21 protein-coding genes and 2 pseudogenes are annotated in these 21244 nt (G+C 33.7%); 4 read left to right on the top strand and 19 right to left on the bottom strand.

Translation table 11 applies throughout. The annotated features are described in order from the left end of the window. The 8 genes and pseudogenes from ABF682_RS08915 to ABF682_RS08880 all read right to left on the bottom strand — a co-directional run. Positions 1–738, bottom strand: a 738-nt coding sequence (locus ABF682_RS08915) for a DUF4422 domain-containing protein (protein WP_415619585.1), incomplete at its 3' end; no start/stop codon positions are given. After that, complete coding sequence (locus ABF682_RS08910; protein WP_415619584.1) at positions 731–1363, bottom strand: CatB-related O-acetyltransferase; 633 nt, start codon at positions 1361–1363, stop codon at positions 731–733. The genes ABF682_RS08915 and ABF682_RS08910, both read right to left, overlap by 8 nt. A gap of 28 nt (positions 1364–1391) precedes the next feature. Continuing rightward, the gene (locus ABF682_RS08905; protein WP_415619583.1) at positions 1392–2222 is read right to left on the bottom strand and encodes a glycosyltransferase; all 831 of its coding nucleotides are present in this window, start codon (positions 2220–2222) and stop codon (positions 1392–1394) included. 39 nt (positions 2223–2261) lie between these two features. Next, positions 2262–3464: a hypothetical protein gene (locus ABF682_RS08900; protein ID WP_415619582.1), complete on the bottom strand. Its 1203-nt coding sequence runs from the start codon at positions 3462–3464 to the stop codon at positions 2262–2264. A 23-nt stretch (positions 3465–3487) separates the two neighbouring features. Continuing rightward, positions 3488–4567, bottom strand: a complete 1080-nt coding sequence (locus tag ABF682_RS08895) for a glycosyltransferase family 4 protein (protein ID WP_415619581.1) — start codon at positions 4565–4567, stop codon at positions 3488–3490. Positions 4568–4601: 34 nt separating this feature from the next. After that, positions 4602–5759, bottom strand: a complete 1158-nt coding sequence (gene cps2T, locus ABF682_RS08890) for a beta 1-4 rhamnosyltransferase Cps2T (RefSeq protein WP_415619580.1) — start codon at positions 5757–5759, stop codon at positions 4602–4604. Between the two features lie 173 nt (positions 5760–5932). Beyond that, a pseudogene (locus tag ABF682_RS08885) lies at positions 5933–6606 on the bottom strand (sugar transferase). Positions 6607–6865: 259 nt separating this feature from the next. Beyond that, complete coding sequence (locus ABF682_RS08880) at positions 6866–7618, bottom strand: hypothetical protein (RefSeq protein WP_415619579.1); 753 nt, start codon at positions 7616–7618, stop codon at positions 6866–6868. Between the two features lie 205 nt (positions 7619–7823). Between ABF682_RS08880 and ABF682_RS08875 the strand changes: the two genes are divergently transcribed. Further along, entirely contained in the window at positions 7824–8384 is a 561-nt protein-coding gene (locus tag ABF682_RS08875; RefSeq protein ID WP_415619578.1) for a sigma-70 family RNA polymerase sigma factor, read from the top strand. 409 nt (positions 8385–8793) lie between these two features. Then, positions 8794–9261 (top strand): hypothetical protein, encoded by a 468-nt coding sequence (locus ABF682_RS08870; RefSeq protein WP_415619577.1) that lies wholly within the window; start codon positions 8794–8796, stop codon positions 9259–9261. Between the two features lie 533 nt (positions 9262–9794). On the opposite strand, the gene ABF682_RS08865 is transcribed toward ABF682_RS08870, so the two are convergent. Beyond that, positions 9795–10037, bottom strand: coding sequence for a helix-turn-helix domain-containing protein (locus ABF682_RS08865; RefSeq protein ID WP_415619576.1), 243 nt, complete (start codon positions 10035–10037; stop codon positions 9795–9797). Positions 10038–11166: 1129 nt separating this feature from the next. Here ABF682_RS08865 and ABF682_RS08860 point away from each other — a divergent pair. Further along, positions 11167–11430: a type II toxin-antitoxin system PrlF family antitoxin gene (locus ABF682_RS08860; RefSeq protein ID WP_415619575.1), complete on the top strand. Its 264-nt coding sequence runs from the start codon at positions 11167–11169 to the stop codon at positions 11428–11430. After that, positions 11430–11777 (top strand): type II toxin-antitoxin system PemK/MazF family toxin, encoded by a 348-nt coding sequence (locus ABF682_RS08855; protein ID WP_415619574.1) that lies wholly within the window; start codon positions 11430–11432, stop codon positions 11775–11777. The genes ABF682_RS08860 and ABF682_RS08855 overlap by 1 nt, the downstream gene beginning before the upstream one ends. 97 nt (positions 11778–11874) lie before the next feature. Here the strand turns inward: ABF682_RS08855 and ABF682_RS08850 are convergent, their stop codons facing one another. From ABF682_RS08850 to ABF682_RS08805, 10 genes and pseudogenes are all read right to left on the bottom strand, one after another. Then, positions 11875–12129 carry a HigA family addiction module antitoxin gene (locus tag ABF682_RS08850; RefSeq protein WP_289978365.1) on the bottom strand — a complete coding sequence of 85 codons (255 nt, stop codon included), beginning with the start codon at positions 12127–12129 and terminating at the stop codon, positions 11875–11877. A 337-nt stretch (positions 12130–12466) separates the two neighbouring features. After that, on the bottom strand, positions 12467–12724 hold the full coding sequence (locus tag ABF682_RS08845; protein ID WP_415619586.1) for a helix-turn-helix domain-containing protein: 258 nt from the start codon (positions 12722–12724) through the stop codon (positions 12467–12469). Between the two features lie 469 nt (positions 12725–13193). Next, complete coding sequence (locus ABF682_RS08840; RefSeq protein ID WP_415619573.1) at positions 13194–13481, bottom strand: helix-turn-helix domain-containing protein; 288 nt, start codon at positions 13479–13481, stop codon at positions 13194–13196. Then, positions 13474–13841 (bottom strand): annotated as a pseudogene (locus ABF682_RS08835) (type II toxin-antitoxin system RelE/ParE family toxin). The gene ABF682_RS08840 and the pseudogene ABF682_RS08835 overlap by 8 nt, the downstream one beginning before the upstream one ends. Positions 13842–14362: 521 nt before the next feature. Then, on the bottom strand, positions 14363–14659 hold the full coding sequence (locus ABF682_RS08830; protein ID WP_289978358.1) for a hypothetical protein: 297 nt from the start codon (positions 14657–14659) through the stop codon (positions 14363–14365). A gap of 58 nt (positions 14660–14717) precedes the next feature. Next, complete coding sequence (locus ABF682_RS08825; RefSeq protein ID WP_415619572.1) at positions 14718–15137, bottom strand: protein-export chaperone SecB; 420 nt, start codon at positions 15135–15137, stop codon at positions 14718–14720. Then, the gene (locus tag ABF682_RS08820) at positions 15137–15688 is read right to left on the bottom strand and encodes a helix-turn-helix domain-containing protein (RefSeq protein WP_415619571.1); all 552 of its coding nucleotides are present in this window, start codon (positions 15686–15688) and stop codon (positions 15137–15139) included. The genes ABF682_RS08825 and ABF682_RS08820 overlap by 1 nt, the downstream gene beginning before the upstream one ends. Before the next feature lie 36 nt (positions 15689–15724). Beyond that, positions 15725–15931: a hypothetical protein gene (locus ABF682_RS08815; RefSeq protein ID WP_415619570.1), complete on the bottom strand. Its 207-nt coding sequence runs from the start codon at positions 15929–15931 to the stop codon at positions 15725–15727. Between the two features lie 443 nt (positions 15932–16374). Next, positions 16375–17151 (bottom strand): glutamate racemase, encoded by a 777-nt coding sequence (gene murI, locus ABF682_RS08810; protein WP_415619569.1) that lies wholly within the window; start codon positions 17149–17151, stop codon positions 16375–16377. A 249-nt stretch (positions 17152–17400) separates the two neighbouring features. After that, a complete protein-coding gene (locus ABF682_RS08805) occupies positions 17401–21021 on the bottom strand; it encodes a lectin-like domain-containing protein (RefSeq protein ID WP_415619568.1) in 3621 nt (1206 codons plus the stop codon). Positions 21022–21244 lie beyond the last annotated feature (223 nt).

Raw genomic sequence — 21244 nt, 5'->3', positions numbered from 1 at the left:
ATTAATTATATTCCTAATTCCCATTCTAATGTTAAACAAGAAAAAATTTGTATTTTTTATCGGTAAATATTTTATTTTCATATTATTTTTAAAAACCCAAACATTGATTAAAATTTCTGCTAAATAGCCAAATACTCTAGCTTCCTGGGTATCATACCCACTTATATCTATTTTCTTTTCAGATTCAAACAAAATATCAAAAAGCCATGTACAATAATTATTAAAATTTATCTTTTTCATTACAAACATATTATAGTAACTAGACGAATTTTTTCCCAAAACATAATCAAACGTTTCTACATATTCAGGATATTTGTCAAGCAAAATATCTCGAATAATTATTAGATCTTTCCTGAATCCATTTCCATTTTTGTAGTAATTCTCACATACTGTTTTTTTCCAATAAAGTTTTTTTGGCAAAATTATATCATATTTCTTTAAAAAAACATTTATTTCTTTATTAGATAAAGTATTCCCATTCCTACCTTTAAAAAATCTACGATAATGGTTTAATCCAAAAATATCAAAATTATCGTTTTGATTTTTCCATACCCAATAAAGTGCAGTTAATTCACAATAATTTCTATTTTTGTTTGCTATATTTTCTCCTATATCATCTTGCCAGTAACTTTTTTCCTTACAAATATTTTTACCAACTAAAATTGGTTTGTACGGAATATGGTCTTCAATTTTCCCATTTTTATGTGATACTACTATTATAAGATTGCTGTTATTCATTTTTATTACCTTCGCTTATGCTTAATAGTTTGCTGACTAAATCATCTACATCCTGACCAGAATTAATCTTTTTGTACAAAAGATTAACAATTTCTTTGTTGTAAACATCAATACTTGAAAGATCAACTTGCTCTAGCTTTGCTATAATATCTTGACTAAATCTCATTCTCACAACTTTAGCTGGTATTCCAGCGACAACTGCATATGGAGGAACAGACTTGGTAACAACTGCACCAGCAGCAACTACACTCTCTCTCCCAATAGTCACACCTGAAAGAACGATACAACTTGTTGCAATCCAAGCACCATCTTCAATTATTATCTTTCCTTTAGAAAATGCTTCAACCTCATTAAAAATCATTTTCTTCAATGGATACGTTGTAAAAGTATCCATATGATGATTTCCTCCTAAAATAAATTGTACATTATTTGCTATACTAACAAATTTTCCAATTTCTAACATTTCTCCTTTCACACCATAGTCCTGTACATCTAGTGGTCCGTATGTTTTTTCTCCAACTTTCACTTTGCTTATATCAAATATTGACACAGGCCAAGTATTATTATGCTGGTTCTTAATACGCCATCTAATTCTAATAATTAATCTATTAATAAATTTAAGCATCTCTATACTTCTCCTTCCTGATATAAAATCAATATTTATTACTAAACATTTTCAATTTTTTCTTGATTTTAGTGAAAGATTTAATTTCATTTGATACTTTAAAAATATATCTTTTTAAATATGTTGTATGATTTAGAAAAGTAGATCCACCTTCAAAATGATTTACTTGGATTAAAGGTGTGTAAATTTGTAATAAGTTACTTTTTCGTAAAGTTACAGATAATAAAATTTCTTCACCATACATAAATATGTCTTCATCAAGTCCACTGGGAAAATTACTAATGTATAATTCAGAAAATATCCAACAAGCCCCATGAGTACAACTATTTTTACTAGTACTCATCCAATTTTCTGAATTATTTAGATCTTTTCTAAAATATTTTAAAATTGGTTCAAAAATGCTTTTTAAAATTATTATCGTCATAAAAAAGTTATTGATGCTGCCTGAAGGGAAAAAAGGGCTTTGATGTTTTTTTAGTATAGGATTATATATATCTGGCCCGCAGACTGCAAATTTTTCATTACTATACAATTCTGATATTTTCTCAAAAAAATCCATTTGAGTAATTGTTGTATCGTTATTTAACAATATTATATAATCTGTGCTGCTCTTACTTAAAGCATATTGATATCCTAAATTATTACCAGCAGAAAAGCCTAGATTTTTATCCGACAATATAATATGAACTCTTTCTACCTTATCATAAGTTCTAATTAATTTTTTTTGATTATCAATTTTAGAACCATTATCAACAACTATAATTTGTATATTTTCATTTTTAAACTTTGAAAGAGAGTCAATACATCTTTTCGTGTCAATAAAATTATTATATTGTAATATTACTATGTAAAAATTCATCTCACTCCTTCTTTCTTTATGTAAAAAATAGTTAACAAGCTAGTGCTGTTCTTGACTTGCAAATAAAATACCTAAAAGTCCAAAAAGTAACATACCAACCGCTGATCTTACAGTTCCACTCCCAAAACCTGCTATGACAAAAACTAATATCAAAGATAGGCACAATGCTTTTACATTTCCATCATTTGAAAAAGACAAACATTTAATTAACATTAAAATGAAAATTCCTACCAATATAAACAATCCCAACCAACCAAACTGACCTAGAACGGAAGCAAAATAATTATCATTCAATGCTCCACCTTGGGGGCCAAGAGCGTATAAGTTCCCAAAACCATAAAATACATATACCGAAGAATAAAATTTACTAGCAGCATCTGAGCCATAGGATCCAAATCCTAGTCCAAAAGGAAAGTGTCTCTTTGCAATATCAATGGCATACTCTAAAAAAATTTTTCTGGGTGAGTAGTGGTCTTGATTTAAAAAGTAATCATTAATCTGTGACTTTCCAACTATCCATAGCATTAAAATGCTAATAGAACAAGTAGCCGGACTAAGTATTACCATATTTTTTGAATTTTTAACTAAGTATGTAAACATTATGAACAAAACTATAAAATCTAATATTTGAAACTTAGTTGTAGACAAAAGTAAAATCAGGCAAATCAATAAATAAATAGTTTTTTGCTTGTATCTAGAAATTATAATTAATGAAAAAAAGAAAATTACTAAGAAACCAAAATCACCTGCAAAAGAGTAGAAAAAATTAAAAGACTTAATCCCATATCTTTCACCTTCTGATAAACCTATGTTAAATAATTGATTAATAACAACTAGGGTTAAAAAAATAATTAATAATAATTTTGATATTTTTTCAAATTTTTCTATCATATAATGAATTGTTGATGCATTTGAAAAATGATACATAACTAAAAAGAACAAAAAGAATTTTAGAGTTTGAATACAATCTAGCGCTATAGCTGAATAACTAACAAAAAAAGGGGAAAGTAGATTTGAAAAAAAACCTATTACATAAATTAAAAATATTAACAAAGAAAATAATACTTCAAAATAATTATTTTTTTTGTTTCTTGAAAAGCTAATTAAAAACAACACTAAACTACAACATAAAATCAATTCATCTACATAACTAAATATTGATATAAAATTTGATGCTATAGAGCTTAAAATCAAAGTTAAAAAAGTTCCTGATATTAAAAAATTCTTACTTATTCTCACCATAAATAATCCTCTATAATATTTTTCTATATTTCCATTATTTTTCTCAATCTAGAATGCATTTCCTCAACAGAATATTCTTGAGCTGTCTTGAAAGCATTCTGCACAACTACCTTTCTTTCCACTTCACTCAAGTTATAAACTTCAGATATTTTTTTCTCTAGACTCAAGAAATTTCCCGTTTCAAAAACAAAACCATTCTCGCTTTCCTTAACATAGGAAGAAGGACCATATTTATCACTTGCAATAACAACTGTCCCAGTTGCCATTGCCTCAAGGCCAACTAAACCCAGGCTTTCACTTTTTCTCATTGTTGGAAAACAAAAAATATCTAAAGAATTCATGTACAAATTAACTATATTTTGAGGAACCAACTTACTTAAAATTATCTTATTTTCTAAATCTAATTCAATAATCAATTTCATCATATCTCTATACTCTAACCCATCTCCCACAATTATTGCTTTTACATTTAAATTTTTAGTTGAAAATCTACTAAACGCTTTTAAAAAAATATCCCACCCTTTATTATGTTCAATTCTGCTTATAAATCCTATATATCTATAGTTTTCGCTTAATTTTAAAGCCCTACACGCTTTGAATCTGCTTATATTCTTAAAAATGTTTAAATTTACTCCTCCAGATGGATAAACTTGTATTTCCTTATTTTTAAAATTAGTTTCAACTATCTTTTTAAAGTAATATGAGGGAACTACTACTTTAACTGAATATTTTATTATTTTCTTCGTTATCCATATATATTTTTTATCAGAATTGACTTCTGGTATCAAATCATTACCATGTAAATTTGAAATTATTTTTATATTTTTTTTAATTTTTCTTGCTATTAAAACTGAAAGACCTGTCATAGCAGGATAATGTACATAAATATAATCATAATCACCTAAAATTATGTAAAAGAAAGTAAAAAAATTCAATTCAAAATAATTTAAAATTTTTTTGAATCTAAAATTTGCTTTTTCTATTTTTATAACTTTAACTGAAATTCCCTGCTCTTCAAGTTGTTCATTGAAATTTTTAACAAAAACACCATAATTTGGATAATTCTTGGAAGGATACATGTTTGTTATGCTTAAAATTTTCACTATAATATTCTCCTTCAAAATTTTATCCTGTTTATTATTTTTTAAACTTGCTTTCATATTGATCAATAATATAATTCCAAGAGTATTCCTCATGTATGCGTAATTTTGCTTTTTTCGAAACAGAAACAAATTCTCCTGGATTTTTGACTATTTTTTCTATCAAGGCGCTTAAACTTTTATTTTCTTTTGTCCAATATAATGCCCCATTTTCCCCCACTTCACGGTTAAAACCAGCATCATAAAGCAAATTTATCTTTGTACTTGCCAATGACTCTAGGAGTGAAGGATTGGTTCCACCAACAGAATGTCCGTGTACGTAAGCCAAGGCATGTTCTCTAATAAATTTTAATAACTGTTGATCATAGACAGTTCCAACAAATTTTATACGTGGATCACTTTCAAAATTTGTTTTATTTCTCAATTTTTCATAGAATTTATTTTTTTTTACATTAGTTACAATAACTAAATCATTTTGAACATTACTATCCATGAATTCTTTTACCATAGCTTCAAAATTATTTTCTGGTACAAAACGCCCAACAATCAAGAAATAACTATTTAAATCTATATTGTATTTTTCGTACCAGTTTTTAACATTTTTATCATATTCCGATAATTGTGACTTCGTAACATCGGCACCATACGCCACAAAAGTGGTTACAGGATTAAACACTGCATACTCTTTATGAATATATTTCTCAATTGTCTTACTGTCACAAACTAATAAATCCGCATTTTTAACCATTAATCGCTCTGACAGCTTCCAGTAATCTCTGACAATCTTTGACCATTTTTCTCTTTTCCATTCATTTCCATCTGGATTAACCCATACTTTAAAACCATATTTATGAAATTTATTTATATAATAATGTAAAAATGGCCCAATTCTACAAGCTAAAATATAAACAATACCATTTTTTAAATTATTTTCTTTTATAGTCTCTAAAGACCAACTCAAAGACTTTATATCATAAAGAATTGCTTTAGCTCCTCCAATATTAGGAACAGCAATCTCCTGACAATGTGCTCCATAATAATTATAATTTTTTACGTTTTTTGTTGAAACCATACATGCTACATGATACTTAATATTTTTATCAACCTGACGTACCACAAGATTGTCCACAAAGGTCTCAAATCCACCATATTTAGCAGGAATTCCTTTAGATCCAACTATGAATATATCTTTCACAAGAACTCTCCAGTCTAAAAATTATTTTTCTGTCCCATATCTGTAATCATCAACCAAAATTTACTGTCTTTTTGTCTTAATTACCCCATAATCACTAGCTGCCGTAAACTCTAGTGTTGCTTAATTAACATATCCAGTTCCTGATACTGCTATCTTCATAAATTCTGCCTTCTCTAATATGCCCCATTCGGAACTATCATTATTTTTATTGTTTTTAAGATTAATGCCAAATCATACAATAAGCCGCTTTTTTGTATATATTGCAGATCCAATTCCACCATCTCATGGAATCCAACTTCATTTCTAGCACTCACTTGCCACAGACCAGTACAGCCTGGTACAACCAGCAAACGCTGCTTGTCGTATTCAGAATACTGCGCAACCTCATTAGGCAATGGGGGGCGTGGGCCTACAAGACTCATGTCACCCTTTAGGACATTGTATAATTGTGGTAATTCATCAAGACTCGTTCTTCTAAGTAACTTGCCAATCTTGGTAACCCGAGGATCATTATGCAGCTTGAACATCGCACCCTCAACTTCATTGAGCTGCTTCAACTCTTCAAGCTTCTTATCGGCATCCATGCACATTGAGCGGAACTTGTATATTGAGAATGATTCACCATTCTTACCCATACGCTGCTGCCTATAAATAACTGTGCCGCCCTTTTCCTCATAATGGCTCCAGCAACTGCTAGAAGCACTGGAGATAATATTACCAACCCGCAGGCACTTAACACCATATCTGTGATTCTCTTACAGAAATGGTATAGATGACGACTTCTGAGTTTCTCACGATCAAGAATCCTGCTATTACTGAAACTAATTCCTTGTAAATCATCATTCACACCTACGACTCCCCCTTCTAAAATAAGCTGTCTAACAGAAGAACAATTACATTTTAATTATACACATATTTAAGTAAATTAGAATACCCAAAAAATCATAGAAAAAATCATAAAGTCTACTAACGCTTGTGATTGAACAAAAAAATAACATATTGTAGTAATATGTTATCCGTTTATCTTGTGTTTTACATTAATCTAACAAATATCATTTGACTTACTTTTTTTCTACCTCCGTTGGTAAAAAAATTTTGGTTTAACATTAGATGATTTCCCTGCTTTTTCTCTTAATATCCTTCGCAATCTCTGCAACTAATCCCCCTGATACATCATCACCTAGAACATGCTTGAGCACAGATTCAATAATATAATGGACTCCCCAATCCAACTCATTCTTTAGCGAGCTGCATTCAGATTCCTGATCTGAATACTGTCTACAAATATTATAGACATCTGATTGTTTAATATCTTGAAATTCAACATTGACCTCATCCACTACTTCGCATTGCTTCAACATAATATTTCCAGCTATTCGCAGCTGTCGCTTAACTACTATCTTGTTAACCATTAAGTCCATCTTTAGTGGTGCACCTAAGAACTCTTTGAAGATCATCGTCATATTTCTTTTATACTCTGTAAATGCGACGCCAATCGTATTATTTACCAGCAGCCAATCAGTCGAATGCTGCGTTGCTCCAGACATTGGTACTATCACCTTTCTACCATAGACGTATGGTAGCCCCTCTTTGCTTTGTGCCATCATCCTTGTTCCCAAGAAGCTAACTGCCTGATTGTTCACAAATTGATTAATTAACTTCTTAGTCTCCTTGTTAGTTCTGACAATCCCCCTGTACTTGTCAACCAAGATTGATTTGCATTCCAGCTTTTTGTAATTAAGACAATTAAGAACAAAAAGCGTACTTTGCGGATTAATCACCGCTTTTGTATCCAACTCCGAATTGAAGATAATCTCATCAAGGTCGAATCCATGAAATAAAATTTTTTCATGATGCATTTGCTGTCCCCTCTACCCTTTTTCGTTTTTGTTATCGCTTACATTGCTCTGCTTCTATTATAAAGTTTGCTCTAATAAATTACCATATTAATTTTAATCTACCTATTTAACCATTTCTTCTATGTTACTAAAATCAGTATTTTTGTGTACTCTGAAGATGATTTAAGGCCTTGAATCAATTCAAATCAACTGGAGTGATTCAAAAATGAATGATAAGATATCCACTTTTGCATTTAAGCATCTGTTACAAGACAACAATACAAAGCTAATCCATGGAGTACTAAAAAGTCTGGGAATTGCACCTTCTAGAAGTGATTATCAGGATCTATACCAAGAGGGCTGCTTATTATACGTTGATGCTTACGAGACCTTCTTTGCAACACATTCACATGAAGACCTAGAGTTATTCGGTCCATATGCATTTCGCCGAATTAAGTGGCGCCTGCTCGACTGTATTCGCAAAGAAGTTAGACAGCAAGCACACTGTGAACCTCTGTCACTAGTGGTTGCAGGTGATTCAGATTCCGGGCAAGAGTTCGTACATCCAGACCCACTTGCTTTGAACTTCGAAGGTGAGATCCTTGCCAGTGCATTCTTCCAAGGGCTCTGGGAGAAGTGCTCAATGCAGGAACAAGCGTATCTTGCGAATCGTGTTGCAGGTATGAGCATAACCAAGATGGCGCAGATGTTGGGTGTATCTAGGCAATCCATCTATAAGTGGCGCGCTGGAGTGATTGATAAGGCGAAGAAAATTATTGAGCGGTGATTTTAAATAAAATATCAGTCAAAGCCTAATCTATGTCTACAAAAAATAAGAAGGAGTGTGCCATAAGTCGGGAAAATTTGAGTACTAACTCGAAATTACTCATAGCAAGCACTTTGCTATGAGTAATTCGAAGTTAGACGGAGAATTTTGACTTATGAAACACGTTTATACGGAATAAGTAGAGGAACTGAATCAAAATTTAACTTTTGACCCACCCCCTCATTTTTTGATCTAAGATTGTAAAAATACTCAAAGAGTAGATTATTATTTTGCATGATTAAATCCACAAATTTTTTTGAAAACTTATTACATAATAATTTTTCAAACTCAATGTGCTATAATTTTCATTAGAAACAAAAAGGGATACGTAACAGAAAAGAAAAGATTAGACTTATTTGGAGGAAAATTAATGATATTTATTACTTTATCTAGTCAACAGGAAACCAAACTTGATTATCCAAATATAACTCCTATCGAATGGGTTGGCTATTCATTCACTGCTACTGCAAAAGAACTTTGGGAACATAACTTGGGGATATGGAAGCTCGGTAAGCGAGCTTTATTTGAGTCATATGTAGCATTAATTTTTAACGGCTCAGTAAAATTAGTAGCCAAGATCCATGATATTAAAGAATATCCAAAATCGGATAATCGATATTACTTTGAAGGTACACCTTTAACTCCTGGTGACCCAATTTATGATAGATGGATCAATAAACCTTTTAAAGGTACCAGAAATCCCATTCATTATTACAAAGATCCACAAGCCGATGGTTGGGACATAGATAAGGATGTAGAAATTAAAAATTGCCTATTAGATTTAAAAAAGAAGTATCCCAATCGAAGTCAATTCATTAAGCATCTCAAAGAGGCCTAATCAAAAATCGACTTTTGATAAATTGAAAATAGATTTAAAAAACACTAGGATAAAGATATCCCAGTGCTTAGTAAACTACTTCTTATCATCCTTTTTAAATATCAAATAAACGATAAATAGTTGGATGACTAAAGAAGCGGAAATTGTTAAGGTCAAGAATAACACCTCTTAGCATACAGTGTTACTAAAGATGAACGGTCTTTTACTGTAGCCTTGATCAGGCTATCAGACACTAGATATTAAATATAGAAAATGTTATCATTTAGTTGGAAATAGTAATAGGTCAAGATTATCACATCTTAGTGGACTTGAACAATCCACATCACTCATGGACTCTCAGACTTAACTCTCTGAGGGTCTATTTTTATGTACAAAAAAAGTCTCCCTAGAAATTAATCTAGAGAGCCTAATTTATCAAGTTGAATATATTTCATGTGATTACATCGGCATTAAAGTACCAAGCTTCTAGGAACAAGCATAACTTATCTCATACATTTCAGTATTCGACAGCGGTTTACTCTATTTACTAAGGTTTAGCCCAAATCAAGTTTTAATATATTTTTACTTGTATTTATATCTCTATCTAGCTGCGTATGGATTAACCATGAATATTCTGTTTTTAATTTCCTTAATAAGAAGTTCATTGCAAAACCATTTAAGAACCTAGAATCTTTATTGTTCTTATAACGCTTGCTTTGCATCTCCAACATCTGATTCCAAACAAATCTGGTTGCCCCAAAGTTCCAACATATTGAGAACCAATTAACAGAATACAATTCTGGGCGATCAAAGCCCTAATTCATCTTACACTTAAAAGTATAAATTTTCTTAGTTACCGACCCTATAAATTGAAAACAGATTTAAAAAACACTAGGATAAAGATGTCCCAGTGCTTAGTAAACTACTTCTTATCATCATCTCTAAATATCATGTAAATGATAAATAGTTGAACGACTAAAGAAGCTGAGATTGTTAAAGTCATTGGGTTTCACCCCTTAGCATACAGTTTAATTAAAGGTAATCAGCCTTGTACTGTAGCCTTAATCAGTATATCAGATACTAGACAATGTTGATAGAGCATGCTAATATGAGCATAGAGATTGTGATAGTTATTGGGTTAATCCCTTTAAAAGTGGACTTAATCAATCCACATCACTCATGGACTCTCAGACTTAACTCTCTGAGGGTCTATTTTTATGTACAAAAAAAGTCTCCCTAGAAATTAATCTAGAGAGCCTAATTTATCAAGTTGAATATATTTCATGTGATTACATCGGCATTAAAGTACCAAGCTTCTAGGAACAAGCATAACTTATCTCATACATTTCAGTATTCGACAGCGGTTTACTCTATTTACTAAAGTTTAGCCCAAACCAAGTTTTAATATATTTTTGCTTGTATTTATATCTCTATCTAGCTGCGTATGGATTAACCACACTAAGGATTTTGCTTTGGAAACTTTCGCGACTTAAATTTAGGATATCCACCAAGTTTTTTAAAAAATCTTTGGAAAGCTACAGCTAGAGTTTCACAAGTGTCTTGCTGCGAAGTACTCTCAGCTTGTTTTAACCGTGAATATTCTGTTTTTAATTGCCTTAATTTTTCTACAATTTTCAATTATACAAGGGATATCTAATACTAGCCAAACGTTAAAACAAAAGTCCAATGATTGCTATATTACAGATAGACGCAGAAAATAAAAACGATCAACCTAATAACTAGAGACTGCTGAAAAAGTAGCTTTACCAACCTGAAAATCTTCTAACAAACATTTTTGAATTCGTTGCAGGATGTTTGAGTCTTTAATATGTAAGACAATTTATTGCATAATTTTTTCTCCTTTTCTTGAGATATAAAAATAGTTATGTTATTATTTATGTAAGGAAAAAGTAAGGAGATGATATTGTGAGTGCAAGTAACGTAACTAAAGTTAGTTCGAAAATCACAAGTAAAAATCAGATTACAGTTCCTAAAACAGTACGTGAGCTGTTAAAAGTTCAATCTGCTGATACGATTGAGTGGCAAATTGAGCCAAATGGTAAGGTAATGATTGTACGCAGCAAACCTGATCTATGGCAACTTGTTGATGAACAAGAAAAAAAGTTCGGAAATCTCAGTACAACAGAAATTGATTGGGGTAAAGACGTAGAAAGTGAAGATTTTGATTAATGAAATTAAAACAAGGCGCTATTTTGTGGATTAATTTGGATCCAGCTAAAGGCACTGAAACTAAGAAAAAGCGACCGTGTTTAGTTGTAAGCAACGATCACTATAATCGCTATTTTAATACGATACTGGTTGTACCAATCAGTACGTCTGATAAATATCGCACCTTAGAAAAGTATGTTGAATCACCTTTATTTATTGGAGTAGACAAGGGAGAAGTCCACGGAACAGCGTTATTACAACATGTCCGTGCCGTCGATCCAACAAAACAATCAGATGGAGAAGTTGTGGGCACTTTATCTCAGCAAGAAATTAGTTCAATTAGTACAAAAGTCCAACAATTTTTCTGAAAAACAGATGTCAATTTATTAATAAAAACAGCAAAATAGTCCCCAACATCTACATCATAGATGGGGGGATTTTTAATTATGGACCCCGAATCTAAAATCATGATTCATGGCTATTAAATTGATATTGTCGAATCTGACTATACTCATTCCCTTTTTCTTCTTCGGCATTACGAATATCTATATCATTTTGTAAGTTTAAAAAATAGCGGTCAGAAACTCCAAAAAACCTGCCTAATCTAACAGATGTATCAACAGTGATTTGTCGCCGATCATGTAAAATATCTTGTATTCTAGACGTTGGTACATTGATCTTCTTTGCCAATGCATAGGCTGAGAAGTTCAAAGGCTCCATAAAGTGGACACATTTTTGGATAATAATATAATACTTTTTACACAAGCCACGTTGTTTTTTTATACTGGGTTAAGCCGAAAATAAATGATATACGGCAAAATATTTAATAAGGTATATTGAAACCGTTACCTATCCAGTCTACAACGGTTGGGAGGTGTAAAAATTGTTTACTTCTTTCTTTGCCCCACTTGCGGTTGCGCTGATAACAACGTGGTTTACGGACTAGCTAAAACCGGAAACGCCACAAATAAAAGTAAACACCCCCAAAATTATGTTCCAACTTTAGGAGTTCACATCACTTCTAAAAATTTCGAAAGCGACTTTTCATTTTAAAATTTTAAACACGAACTAAATCCACTTTTAATTTTAATCCTAACCCTTTAGCATACCGGTTCAAAGTTTTTAGAGTTGGTACAGATTCTAACATTTCGAGTTTAGCTACTTGTGGCTGCTTCATACCAATTCGTTCTGCTAGTTCTTGCTGTGACACGTTATTTCTAATCCGTTCGGCATATAATTCAGCCATAGTATCAATAATAAACTTTTCATCTAGCGGAATTGAAGAGAAACTTGTTTTTAAATCTGCTAATCTCATCATTATTCACCCTTTCTTGCTAACCAATCTTCCAATAGCGTAATTGCGTGTTCAACCTTGGGGGTTCACTATGTCTAGATTCAATTTCGAGTTTCGTACTAAAATAGTTACCGAGTACCTTGCAGGAAAGAGCTCCACATCGTTAACCAAAAAATAATACATATCAACACAGTCTTGGCTTGGTGTCACAAACTCACCATATTCATTTTTAGAATAAGTCTAATGTTCCATAAACTGCCAAATTCATCTTATGAAACTTGAAACACATATGCTAATTTTTCAACAGTTATTACATAAACATCCTTTTTAGCTTTCTTTAACAAACTCAGTTAAAATTTCTTTTTTAAGCTTGTTGATACTCTAAAGTTATTGTCTTAATTTTCAATTACACACTAAGTATTAAAAAAGACATTCGTTTATCCATGAATGCCTCTTTAAATGCCATTTAAAATATTAATCATCATACAGACTAAGCGAAACTAATTTGCAGTGACTTGCCAAACGCATTCGCAATCTTTGAAATGGTATCCATGCTTGTGTTAGCACCATTTTCCACTCTCGCAATTGTTGATTGTGGTAAACCTGACCTTTCTGCTAAATCATGCTGTGTCCAACCATAAGCTTCACGTTCATTGCGTACTGCCACAGCACTATTCAATTTATTTAGTTCTGCTTTGACATCATTGGCAAAGGTTGGATCTTTTAAATCTTGGGTAAAAATATCATCAATATCTGTTAAATAAGTTTTATTAGCCATTCTTTTCATCTTCCTTTCGTTGATAGTATTCTGCTCGAATTTCCTTAGCGTGCTTGATTTCACGTACTGGTGTTTTCTGGGTCTTCTTAGTAAAACCATGCGTAATAATGTATTGCTCTTCTTCGGCATGAAAATACAAGCCTCTTTGAATATTTGAAGCAATTTTGGACCTAATCTCGTATAGATTACTGTCTAATTTCTTGATCCACTCCATGCAGCTGTTAATAGTCCTTGTTGTTCAATTGCTTGGATTAATGCAATTAATTTTTTACGATCTTTGACCGACAATTGTTGATAAAACTCCACAAATTCATCATGACCGTTTAATCGTTGATAGCTCTTAAACTTTGGTGTTTTCATAAGTTAATTATGTCATATATTGAATTTAATTCAAAAGATAAGTCAGGATTTCTTTATCTATGTAACGTCCCATAATGTCGCCCTTTTTTATGGTGTTGCCGTTGCTTTCTCTTTAATTCATATGCTAGATCCGCTTGTTTTTTTTGCTTGTGTCTGCTCCTGCTGATTGTCATACAGTAAGTTCATTAACGTGTCCGTCAATAATCTACCATGTGCTCATGTCGGTAATTATCCGTTTTTTGATTATGTCGTTCTAAAGATTGCTTAGCTTGTGTCAGTTGTTTATTGGGGCTGGCTTCCCCAATAAACAACTGTTGCGTACCCCTATTCTTCAATACCCGTAACAAGTTAGCATTCTTAACTTTTTCTTGTTTGACTTGCCCATTCAAGTGATTAAATTAATAATTTCTTTATACTTTAATTCACTCATATCCAAAGAACCACCTTCATACTATCTATAAGGGTCATTAGATATTCCCAGATATTCGGACATTTCTGATTGATCCATGTTATTCTTAAACCTACTTTTCAAAATAAGTTTTGAATAAGCAGCAACTATTTTGATACTTAAGTACTTCTTTTGCTGTAGGATTATCTGCAATTAACATATCACGTAAACTCATGGTAAATCCCGCTTTCTCTAAAACCCATTGCTTTTTCTTAGGAGTAGTTTCATCATTAATAATGTTTGTTATTCTTCCAAAAAAATCGGTTAACTGGTTCGCAGTCATTTTTTCAGGAGAATATGTATTTACCCCATTTAGTTTAGTAAAACCAAAAGTAATCAAACTACAATTAATCTTATTATTTGGCGTCAAAAAAGCACCTCCAAAACTTAATTTTCATGTCCAAGTTTTGTAAGGCACTTCACTTACATCACACTCTCTTTTTATCTTGTTGAGCTAGAACCTTACTAACATTAATAGTTGGCATATTATAACCAGGAAATTCATTAGATGTCGTTGTCAATGTGGCGATAATAGCACGGACATATGGATAAAGAATAGCGACTGCGTTATTACGTATTAAAGTGTCCAAATCAATCTTTGTGGTGTCTTCATCGGTTTTATAAACAAAGGTTCCTATTATAGAACAGCTAACTTGGAATGGAATATTTTTATGCTCTAGAGAACCAACAACAACTGATAATGTGATATTAATATTATTATCTTCTAAATTGATTTTTGTTGTCATCTTGGGTTCTAAAGAAATAGGTTCTTTTACAGATTCAAATTCTGTATTTCGCTCATATTTCATTTGCATAACCTTATATCCCAAAAATTGTAAAGCACTCACTATGCTACATCTCCTAACTTATTGTAAAAGAACAGATTATCTTTGTATATCGGCGAGGTAGTATACGAAATATCGTCAGAGATATATGAAGATGAGTCAAGCTTGTTAAGTAATGGTTGCTCAGGAAGTTCTTGCAAAATATCAGGTATTTTCTTCTGATATTCATAATTTTCCTTAACAAGTCTGAATAAAATGTCTTGATATCTCACCTGCACACGTTGATTGTTTTCAATCTGTGTTAATGACGAGAATCCAATTCCAATAGCATTAGCAAAGTCTCTTACTGACATGTTTAATTGATTACGCAAATTTCTAATGTCATCAGGAGTCATGTAACCTTTACGTTTTCTATAGGCGTCAAATCCTCTTCTAACATTTTCCATTGGATCATCGAAATCTCCCCACAAGTCACCATGTTTATCCTGCCAATAGTGATTTAACACTAATAAATCAGCCTCATCTTTAACTTCTATGACTTCTGGTTTCCAAACTTCGGTATAATTTTCTGTAGTCTCCAATTCGGGGTTATAGAATTTTTTTATTTTTTTCATTGCAATACCCTCTCTTTTTCTACTAACTTTAGCTAGTTATCTATATGGAAAGTACAATGGGTGTTCTGCTTCGTGTAATGAAATCCACAGAACAGTCCCACTTGGCTTATCCTGAAATTTTAAATAGCAAGATAGATTATCTATATCTAACCCAAAAATCCAGATATTGCCAGGAACAGGTGGCTGATGGTTATCCGCTATTGGTCCTGAAATATAATTTTGCCAAGTCAATGAATTACACATTCAGACTACATCATCTTTATATATAATAGCACATCTGTATCTCGTGAGATACGGATGTGCTTTACTTAACAGTATATTAATAAATTTAGTTGCATTATCTATTTGACAATTATAACTTCTAAACTCGAAGCCTAATTTTATATACGCATTAAGACTATCAATAACCTTTTTTAGCAAAAATTTCTGATTTTATATACTTTTCATTTTGTTATGCACTATAGAATGTATTCACTAAAACATATTGGCGCTACTTTTCCATTTTCATGCTTTGTTTTATCTTAAAAGCTAAATTTTAAAATGTATTTCTTGCTTTTCTAATTACGCTCAATATACTTTTTACTTCTGCTTCTATATCCATATATACGTTTTGCAAATTCATATCTCAAGACATATTAATCAAAAATCGCAAAAATATTTACTACATTTGTAACCAGATCATGCCTTTACGCATTGAACAATCTTTCACTCAGCTCAATCTTGCCTGTTCCTATCTCGCTATTAGCGAAGGTAACTCTCCCCTGATGATTCAGAGGCTGTAACAATTCCTTGTCACGCAAAATTCTTTGCAGTTCTCTGGCTGCTCCTGGCCCGCCATCAATAATGAATTGCTTGTCACCCATCACCTCTTGGATGGCAGACTTCACGAATGGAAAATGCGTGCAGCCCAATACGATTGAGTCTGCCGTTTCCTTATATGGCGCTAACAATTCTGTCAGATAATTCATCACAGCTGGTGAATTCAGATCGCCTTGTTCAATATATTCAACGAGATCTGGTGCCGGAACCAGCACTAGGTCTGCGAGATTCTCATATTGTTTCAATAATTCTTGGAACTTCTGTTCTCTCAATGTCAGCGGTGTCGCCATCACTAGAATCTGCGAATTAGGCTTTCTTAACACTGCTGGTTTAATAGCTGGCTCAAGTCCGATTACTGTGAGGTTCGGATGAGCTTGCCGAATATCCCCAACCGCTGCACTTGTAGCAGTATTGCATGCAACCACGATGGCTTTAACTTCCTGCTCAACAAAATGATCGACAATATCAAAACTCAACTTCTTGACCTCATCTGTAGTTTTGATGCCATATGGTGCATTATCCGAGTCTCCAAAAAAGTGATAATCTTCCTGGGGCATAAGGCGATGTAAATCACGGAGAACGCTGATACCGCCAACACCAGAATCAAAGACTCCAATGGGACAGTCTTTCATTATTTCATACATTAGCCATACTTCCTTTATATCGATATACTTGCTATTATACTATCATAATCAAGAACATTCACTAAACTATCATTATGATTTGCGATATTTTCTAAGGACCAAGCTAAGAATAATCTTCCCTCCAAAACTTTTGTCTGGTGCCTATATACTTTTTTAAACATCATCAATTGCATACAAAAAACCGGAAGTCTTTCATTCCGATTTTTTGTCATTCTTTTTAGATTGTCTTTTAATTTTTCAGGCAGCTACCTATTTTGACTCTTTCTTATTCCGTTTTCCCAAACCGAATAATGTACCAATACTTGCCAAAACAATTAGAATTGTACCTATGACAGATACCTTGCTGCTTTGTTCGTCACCAGTCTGTGGCAGACTTGACGCAGAAGCTCCAGTTATCTTAGATGAAGTTTGCTTCGTCGTAACATTGCTCAGTGTTGTTGTTGTCGCTGATGCACTACTAGTCAACGTAGTATTATTACTTGTATTGTTGTTGCCACCATTATTACTTGGTGTTGTCGGTGTTGCTGGCGTTGTCGGTGTTGCAGGAGTCACTGGTGTTGTAGGCACAACTGGATCAGCATTTTTTGTGTAAACAACTGTTTTTTCAATATCCTTTGAATCTCCAGTAATTCCATCAATTTGAGCAATTGCAGCTTGATCTGGTGTGTAACCGGCGATTGTTGGTGACGTTACCGCTGTAAAACTCGAACCGTCTTTAGCTGTCCAAGCCCCGTAAGTCTTTTCACCAGTTACTTTATCCGTTGTAACTGTTCTTGTAAACTCAAGTGCAGTTGCATTATAATCATCTGCTGCTTTACTTCCATCGCTATAAACATAATGAATTGTTTCATTTACTTTACTACTTTCAGTATTCTCAGTAGTGCCGTGTGTCAAATGAATTTCATAACTCTTAACCACACCGTCTTGGTCATAAACGACCCCGTTAGTTGGGTAACCATCACTGACTAAAACATACCCTTGATTCTCATAATCCTTAATCGTATCTGCTGTCCGATAGTCATCTGTTGTGCCGAATGATCCAGAAAGATCTTTAGCACTTAAGGTCTTACCAGTTGTATCGTCAATATATGTGACCTTAGCAGCTTCCTTATTTGCAGCATAGACCACTGTATAGTTCAAGTCTGTGCTGTCATTTGTTACTTGTTGTGCTGCAACTTTTGTCAAATCACTAGCTGGGGCATCGTTACTGATTACCTTATAGCCAGCAACCGTTGGATTGGCAACTTCCGTAAAGTCTGCACTATCTGCCTTTGTCCAGCCATCACCTTCTGGAACTCCATCGTTGCTAATTGTTGGAGTAGCAACTGCTCCACTCTTATAATAGTAGGTCACACTGCCATCAGCTGGATTAGTTACCGTGACAAATGTCACTGGTGTTGCTTTGTATGAATCCGCAACTGACTTCCCATTTTGGTCGACATAGTTAATAGTTTCATTAATAGTCTTTGATGTTGCTTGATAGTCAGGAGCGTAAACAACTGTATAGTTCAAGTCTGTGCTGTCATTTGTTACTTCTTGTGCTGCAACTTTTGTCAAATCACTAGCTGGGGCATCGTTGCTGATTACCTTATAGCCAGCAATCGTTGGATTGGCAACTTCCGTAAAGTCTGCACTATCTGCCTTTGTCCAGCCATCACCTTCTGGAACTCCATCGTTGCTAATTGTTGGAGTAGCAACTGCTCCACTCTTATAATAGTAGGTCACACTGCCATCAGCTGGATTAGTTACCGTGACAAATGTCACTGGTGTTGCTTTGTATGAATCCGCAACTGACTTTCCATTCTGATCAACATAGTTAATAGTTTCGTTAATAGTCTTTGATGTTGCTTGGTAGTCAGGAGCGTAAACAACTGTATAGTTCAGGTCTGTGCTGTCATTTGTTACTTGTTGTGCTGCAACTTTTGTCAAATCACTAGCTGGGGCATCGTTACTGATTACCTTATAGCCAGCAACCGTTGGATTGGCAACTTCTGCAAAGCTTGCACTGTCTGTCTGCGTCCAGCCATCACCTTCTGGAACTCCATCGTTGCCAATTGTCGGTGTAGCAACCGCTCCGCTCTTATAATAGTAGGTTATACTGCCATCAACTGGGTTAGTTACCGTGACAAAGGTTACTGCCGACGTAGATGAAGCCGCTACCGTCTTTCCGTTTTGGTCGACATAGTTAATTGTCTCATTAACTGTTTTTGAAGTTGCTTGATAGTCAGGAGCGTAGACGTAAATGACAGTTCCATTGCTGCCATTTTCAGTCAAGTTCCCACTGGCAGTCATACTATTACCCATCCCAACGAACTTATAATTCTGAATTTCTTTTTGCTCTGTAGTGTAAGTTCCATTCACATATGGTCCACTTGGATAAGTCACTTCACCAGTTGTCAGCACATTACCCTGTTGATCAACATACTTCACATCAACTGTAGCGGCTTCTTGGAAATCAAAGCTGGTAATCTTGAATTGCTGCAAGTTCTTGGCTCCACCAGTTGAAGCACTGATAATCAAAGCCATTGCCTGATATGAAGAATCCACTGTAGTACTCCATGTTAAAATTGTCCCGTCTGTTTGTGTATATTTAATAGTTAAAAGTCGTGTACTGCCATCATAGCTTACAACAAAGTTATGGAATTGCCCATCAATATCAGTCTTACTTAATGATTGCGCAGATCCAGCTACATCTTCAGCCCACCATCTTTGAACTTCTGTGCCATCTTTTGTTTCAATCTGTTTGTCGCTTGTAGTAACAAATGTACCATAAGGAGCACTTATTGAATCACCATTCCAGCCAAAGCCATTAGAATCAGTGGATGGAACTTGTGCACCCGAAACATTCTCATCAGGTGCTTGATAACCATTACTCCATGTATCTAATTTGAACCCAATTGCATTTTGCAAGCCACCAATTCCGAGGTTACCCCCTGCATTCCCAACATCACTTGTGTTTCCATTATGGAATGCGAAACCAATTCCATCTGCTCCATTAGGATTAGAACCAAGGTTCACACTTCCAGTAAGGGTAAAGCTTGTATTCATGTCTATCTTGCTTTTAAGTGAAAAATTCCCCACTAAATTATTATCATTAGTAGTAAGTGTCACAATACCTGTAGATTCATCATATGTTGCTGACCCGTTAAGGGTAAAATAATCTAGAAAATTTGCTGCGGTAACATTTACAAAGCTGTTATTAGCACTACTCAAAGTTGCATCAGCATTTAACTGGCTAAGCAATGTCGTATAAGAAACTTGTACACTATTTGAATCATTATCCGTACTAGTTGAACTATTGTCAGTTGTCGCTGTATTTACTGCACTTTCAGACGATGTACTTGCTGCCGCACTGCTACTTGAACTTTCACCGTTTGTAGTTGCTGCAGTTGAATCTTGTGTGCTGCTTGTGCTTGCGGTGCTACTTGTGTCTTCAGATGTTGCTGCTGTCTTTGTTGTTTCACTGCTTGTACTTGCTGCAGCGCTACTTGTGTCTTCAGATGTTGCAGCTGCCTTTGTTGCTTCACTGCTTGTACTTGCTGCCGTACTGCTTGTGTCTTCAGATGTTGCAGCTGCCTTTGTTGTTTCACTGCTTGTACTTGCTGTCGTACTACTTGTGTCTTCAGATGTTGCAGCTGCCTTTGTTGCTTCACTGCTTGTACTTGCTGTGGCGCTACTTGCAGACGACTCGCTTGTACTTACGGCGGAGGTACTGTCGCTGGTGGCTGTACTTGTCGAAGAAGTGCTGTCAGCATTTGCCTTCGTTACTGCCATACTGCTGCCCAAACCAAAACTAACTACAACGATACTTGCAAATAGCCAGTTTTTGCCGGCTTTATACATCTTGTAATGTATCTTTTTTGAATCCATTTTAACCCCTCCTGTTTTTTTAAAACAAACCGTTACATTAGTTTGATTATAAGTTACAAATTTTTATAATTTGTTTCTTATTTTTAGTTTTATTTAAAAAACGGAGAATAAAAGAGATTCACAAAAGATGCAATTTTAATACAATCTCATAAAATAGTTTCTTGACAACCATTTGATATCTAGTGTCTAAATTTTAATTACTGTTTTTTGCACAAAAAAAGCA

Origin of the sequence: Liquorilactobacillus sp., assembly GCF_047719775.1 — a bacterium.
GTDB lineage: Bacteria > Bacillota > Bacilli > Lactobacillales > Lactobacillaceae > Liquorilactobacillus.
Note: the sequence above shows the minus strand (reverse complement) of the source record. Positions and strands in the feature narration are given on the sequence as shown.

Bases quoted from the DNA above. Each gene is read 5' to 3' on its own strand.
- murI (WP_415619569.1), bottom strand. From the start codon at position 17,151: ATGTATGAAATAATGAAAGACTGTCCCATTGGAGTCTTTGATTCTGGT.
- ABF682_RS08855 (WP_415619574.1), top strand. From the start codon at position 11,430: ATGAAATTAAAACAAGGCGCTATTTTGTGGATTAATTTGGATCCAGCT.
- ABF682_RS08875 (WP_415619578.1), top strand. From the start codon at position 7,824: ATGAATGATAAGATATCCACTTTTGCATTTAAGCATCTGTTACAAGAC.
- ABF682_RS08870 (WP_415619577.1), top strand. From the start codon at position 8,794: ATGATATTTATTACTTTATCTAGTCAACAGGAAACCAAACTTGATTAT.
- ABF682_RS08845 (WP_415619586.1), bottom strand. From the start codon at position 12,724: ATGAGATTAGCAGATTTAAAAACAAGTTTCTCTTCAATTCCGCTAGAT.
- ABF682_RS08805 (WP_415619568.1), bottom strand. From the start codon at position 21,021: ATGGATTCAAAAAAGATACATTACAAGATGTATAAAGCCGGCAAAAAC.
- ABF682_RS08840 (WP_415619573.1), bottom strand. From the start codon at position 13,481: ATGGCTAATAAAACTTATTTAACAGATATTGATGATATTTTTACCCAA.
- ABF682_RS08820 (WP_415619571.1), bottom strand. From the start codon at position 15,688: ATGAAAAAAATAAAAAAATTCTATAACCCCGAATTGGAGACTACAGAA.
- ABF682_RS08850 (WP_289978365.1), bottom strand. From the start codon at position 12,129: ATGGAGCCTTTGAACTTCTCAGCCTATGCATTGGCAAAGAAGATCAAT.
- ABF682_RS08880 (WP_415619579.1), bottom strand. From the start codon at position 7,618: ATGCATCATGAAAAAATTTTATTTCATGGATTCGACCTTGATGAGATT.
- ABF682_RS08905 (WP_415619583.1), bottom strand. From the start codon at position 2,222: ATGAATTTTTACATAGTAATATTACAATATAATAATTTTATTGACACG.
- ABF682_RS08910 (WP_415619584.1), bottom strand. From the start codon at position 1,363: ATGCTTAAATTTATTAATAGATTAATTATTAGAATTAGATGGCGTATT.
- ABF682_RS08900 (WP_415619582.1), bottom strand. From the start codon at position 3,464: ATGGTGAGAATAAGTAAGAATTTTTTAATATCAGGAACTTTTTTAACT.
- ABF682_RS08815 (WP_415619570.1), bottom strand. From the start codon at position 15,931: ATGTGTAATTCATTGACTTGGCAAAATTATATTTCAGGACCAATAGCG.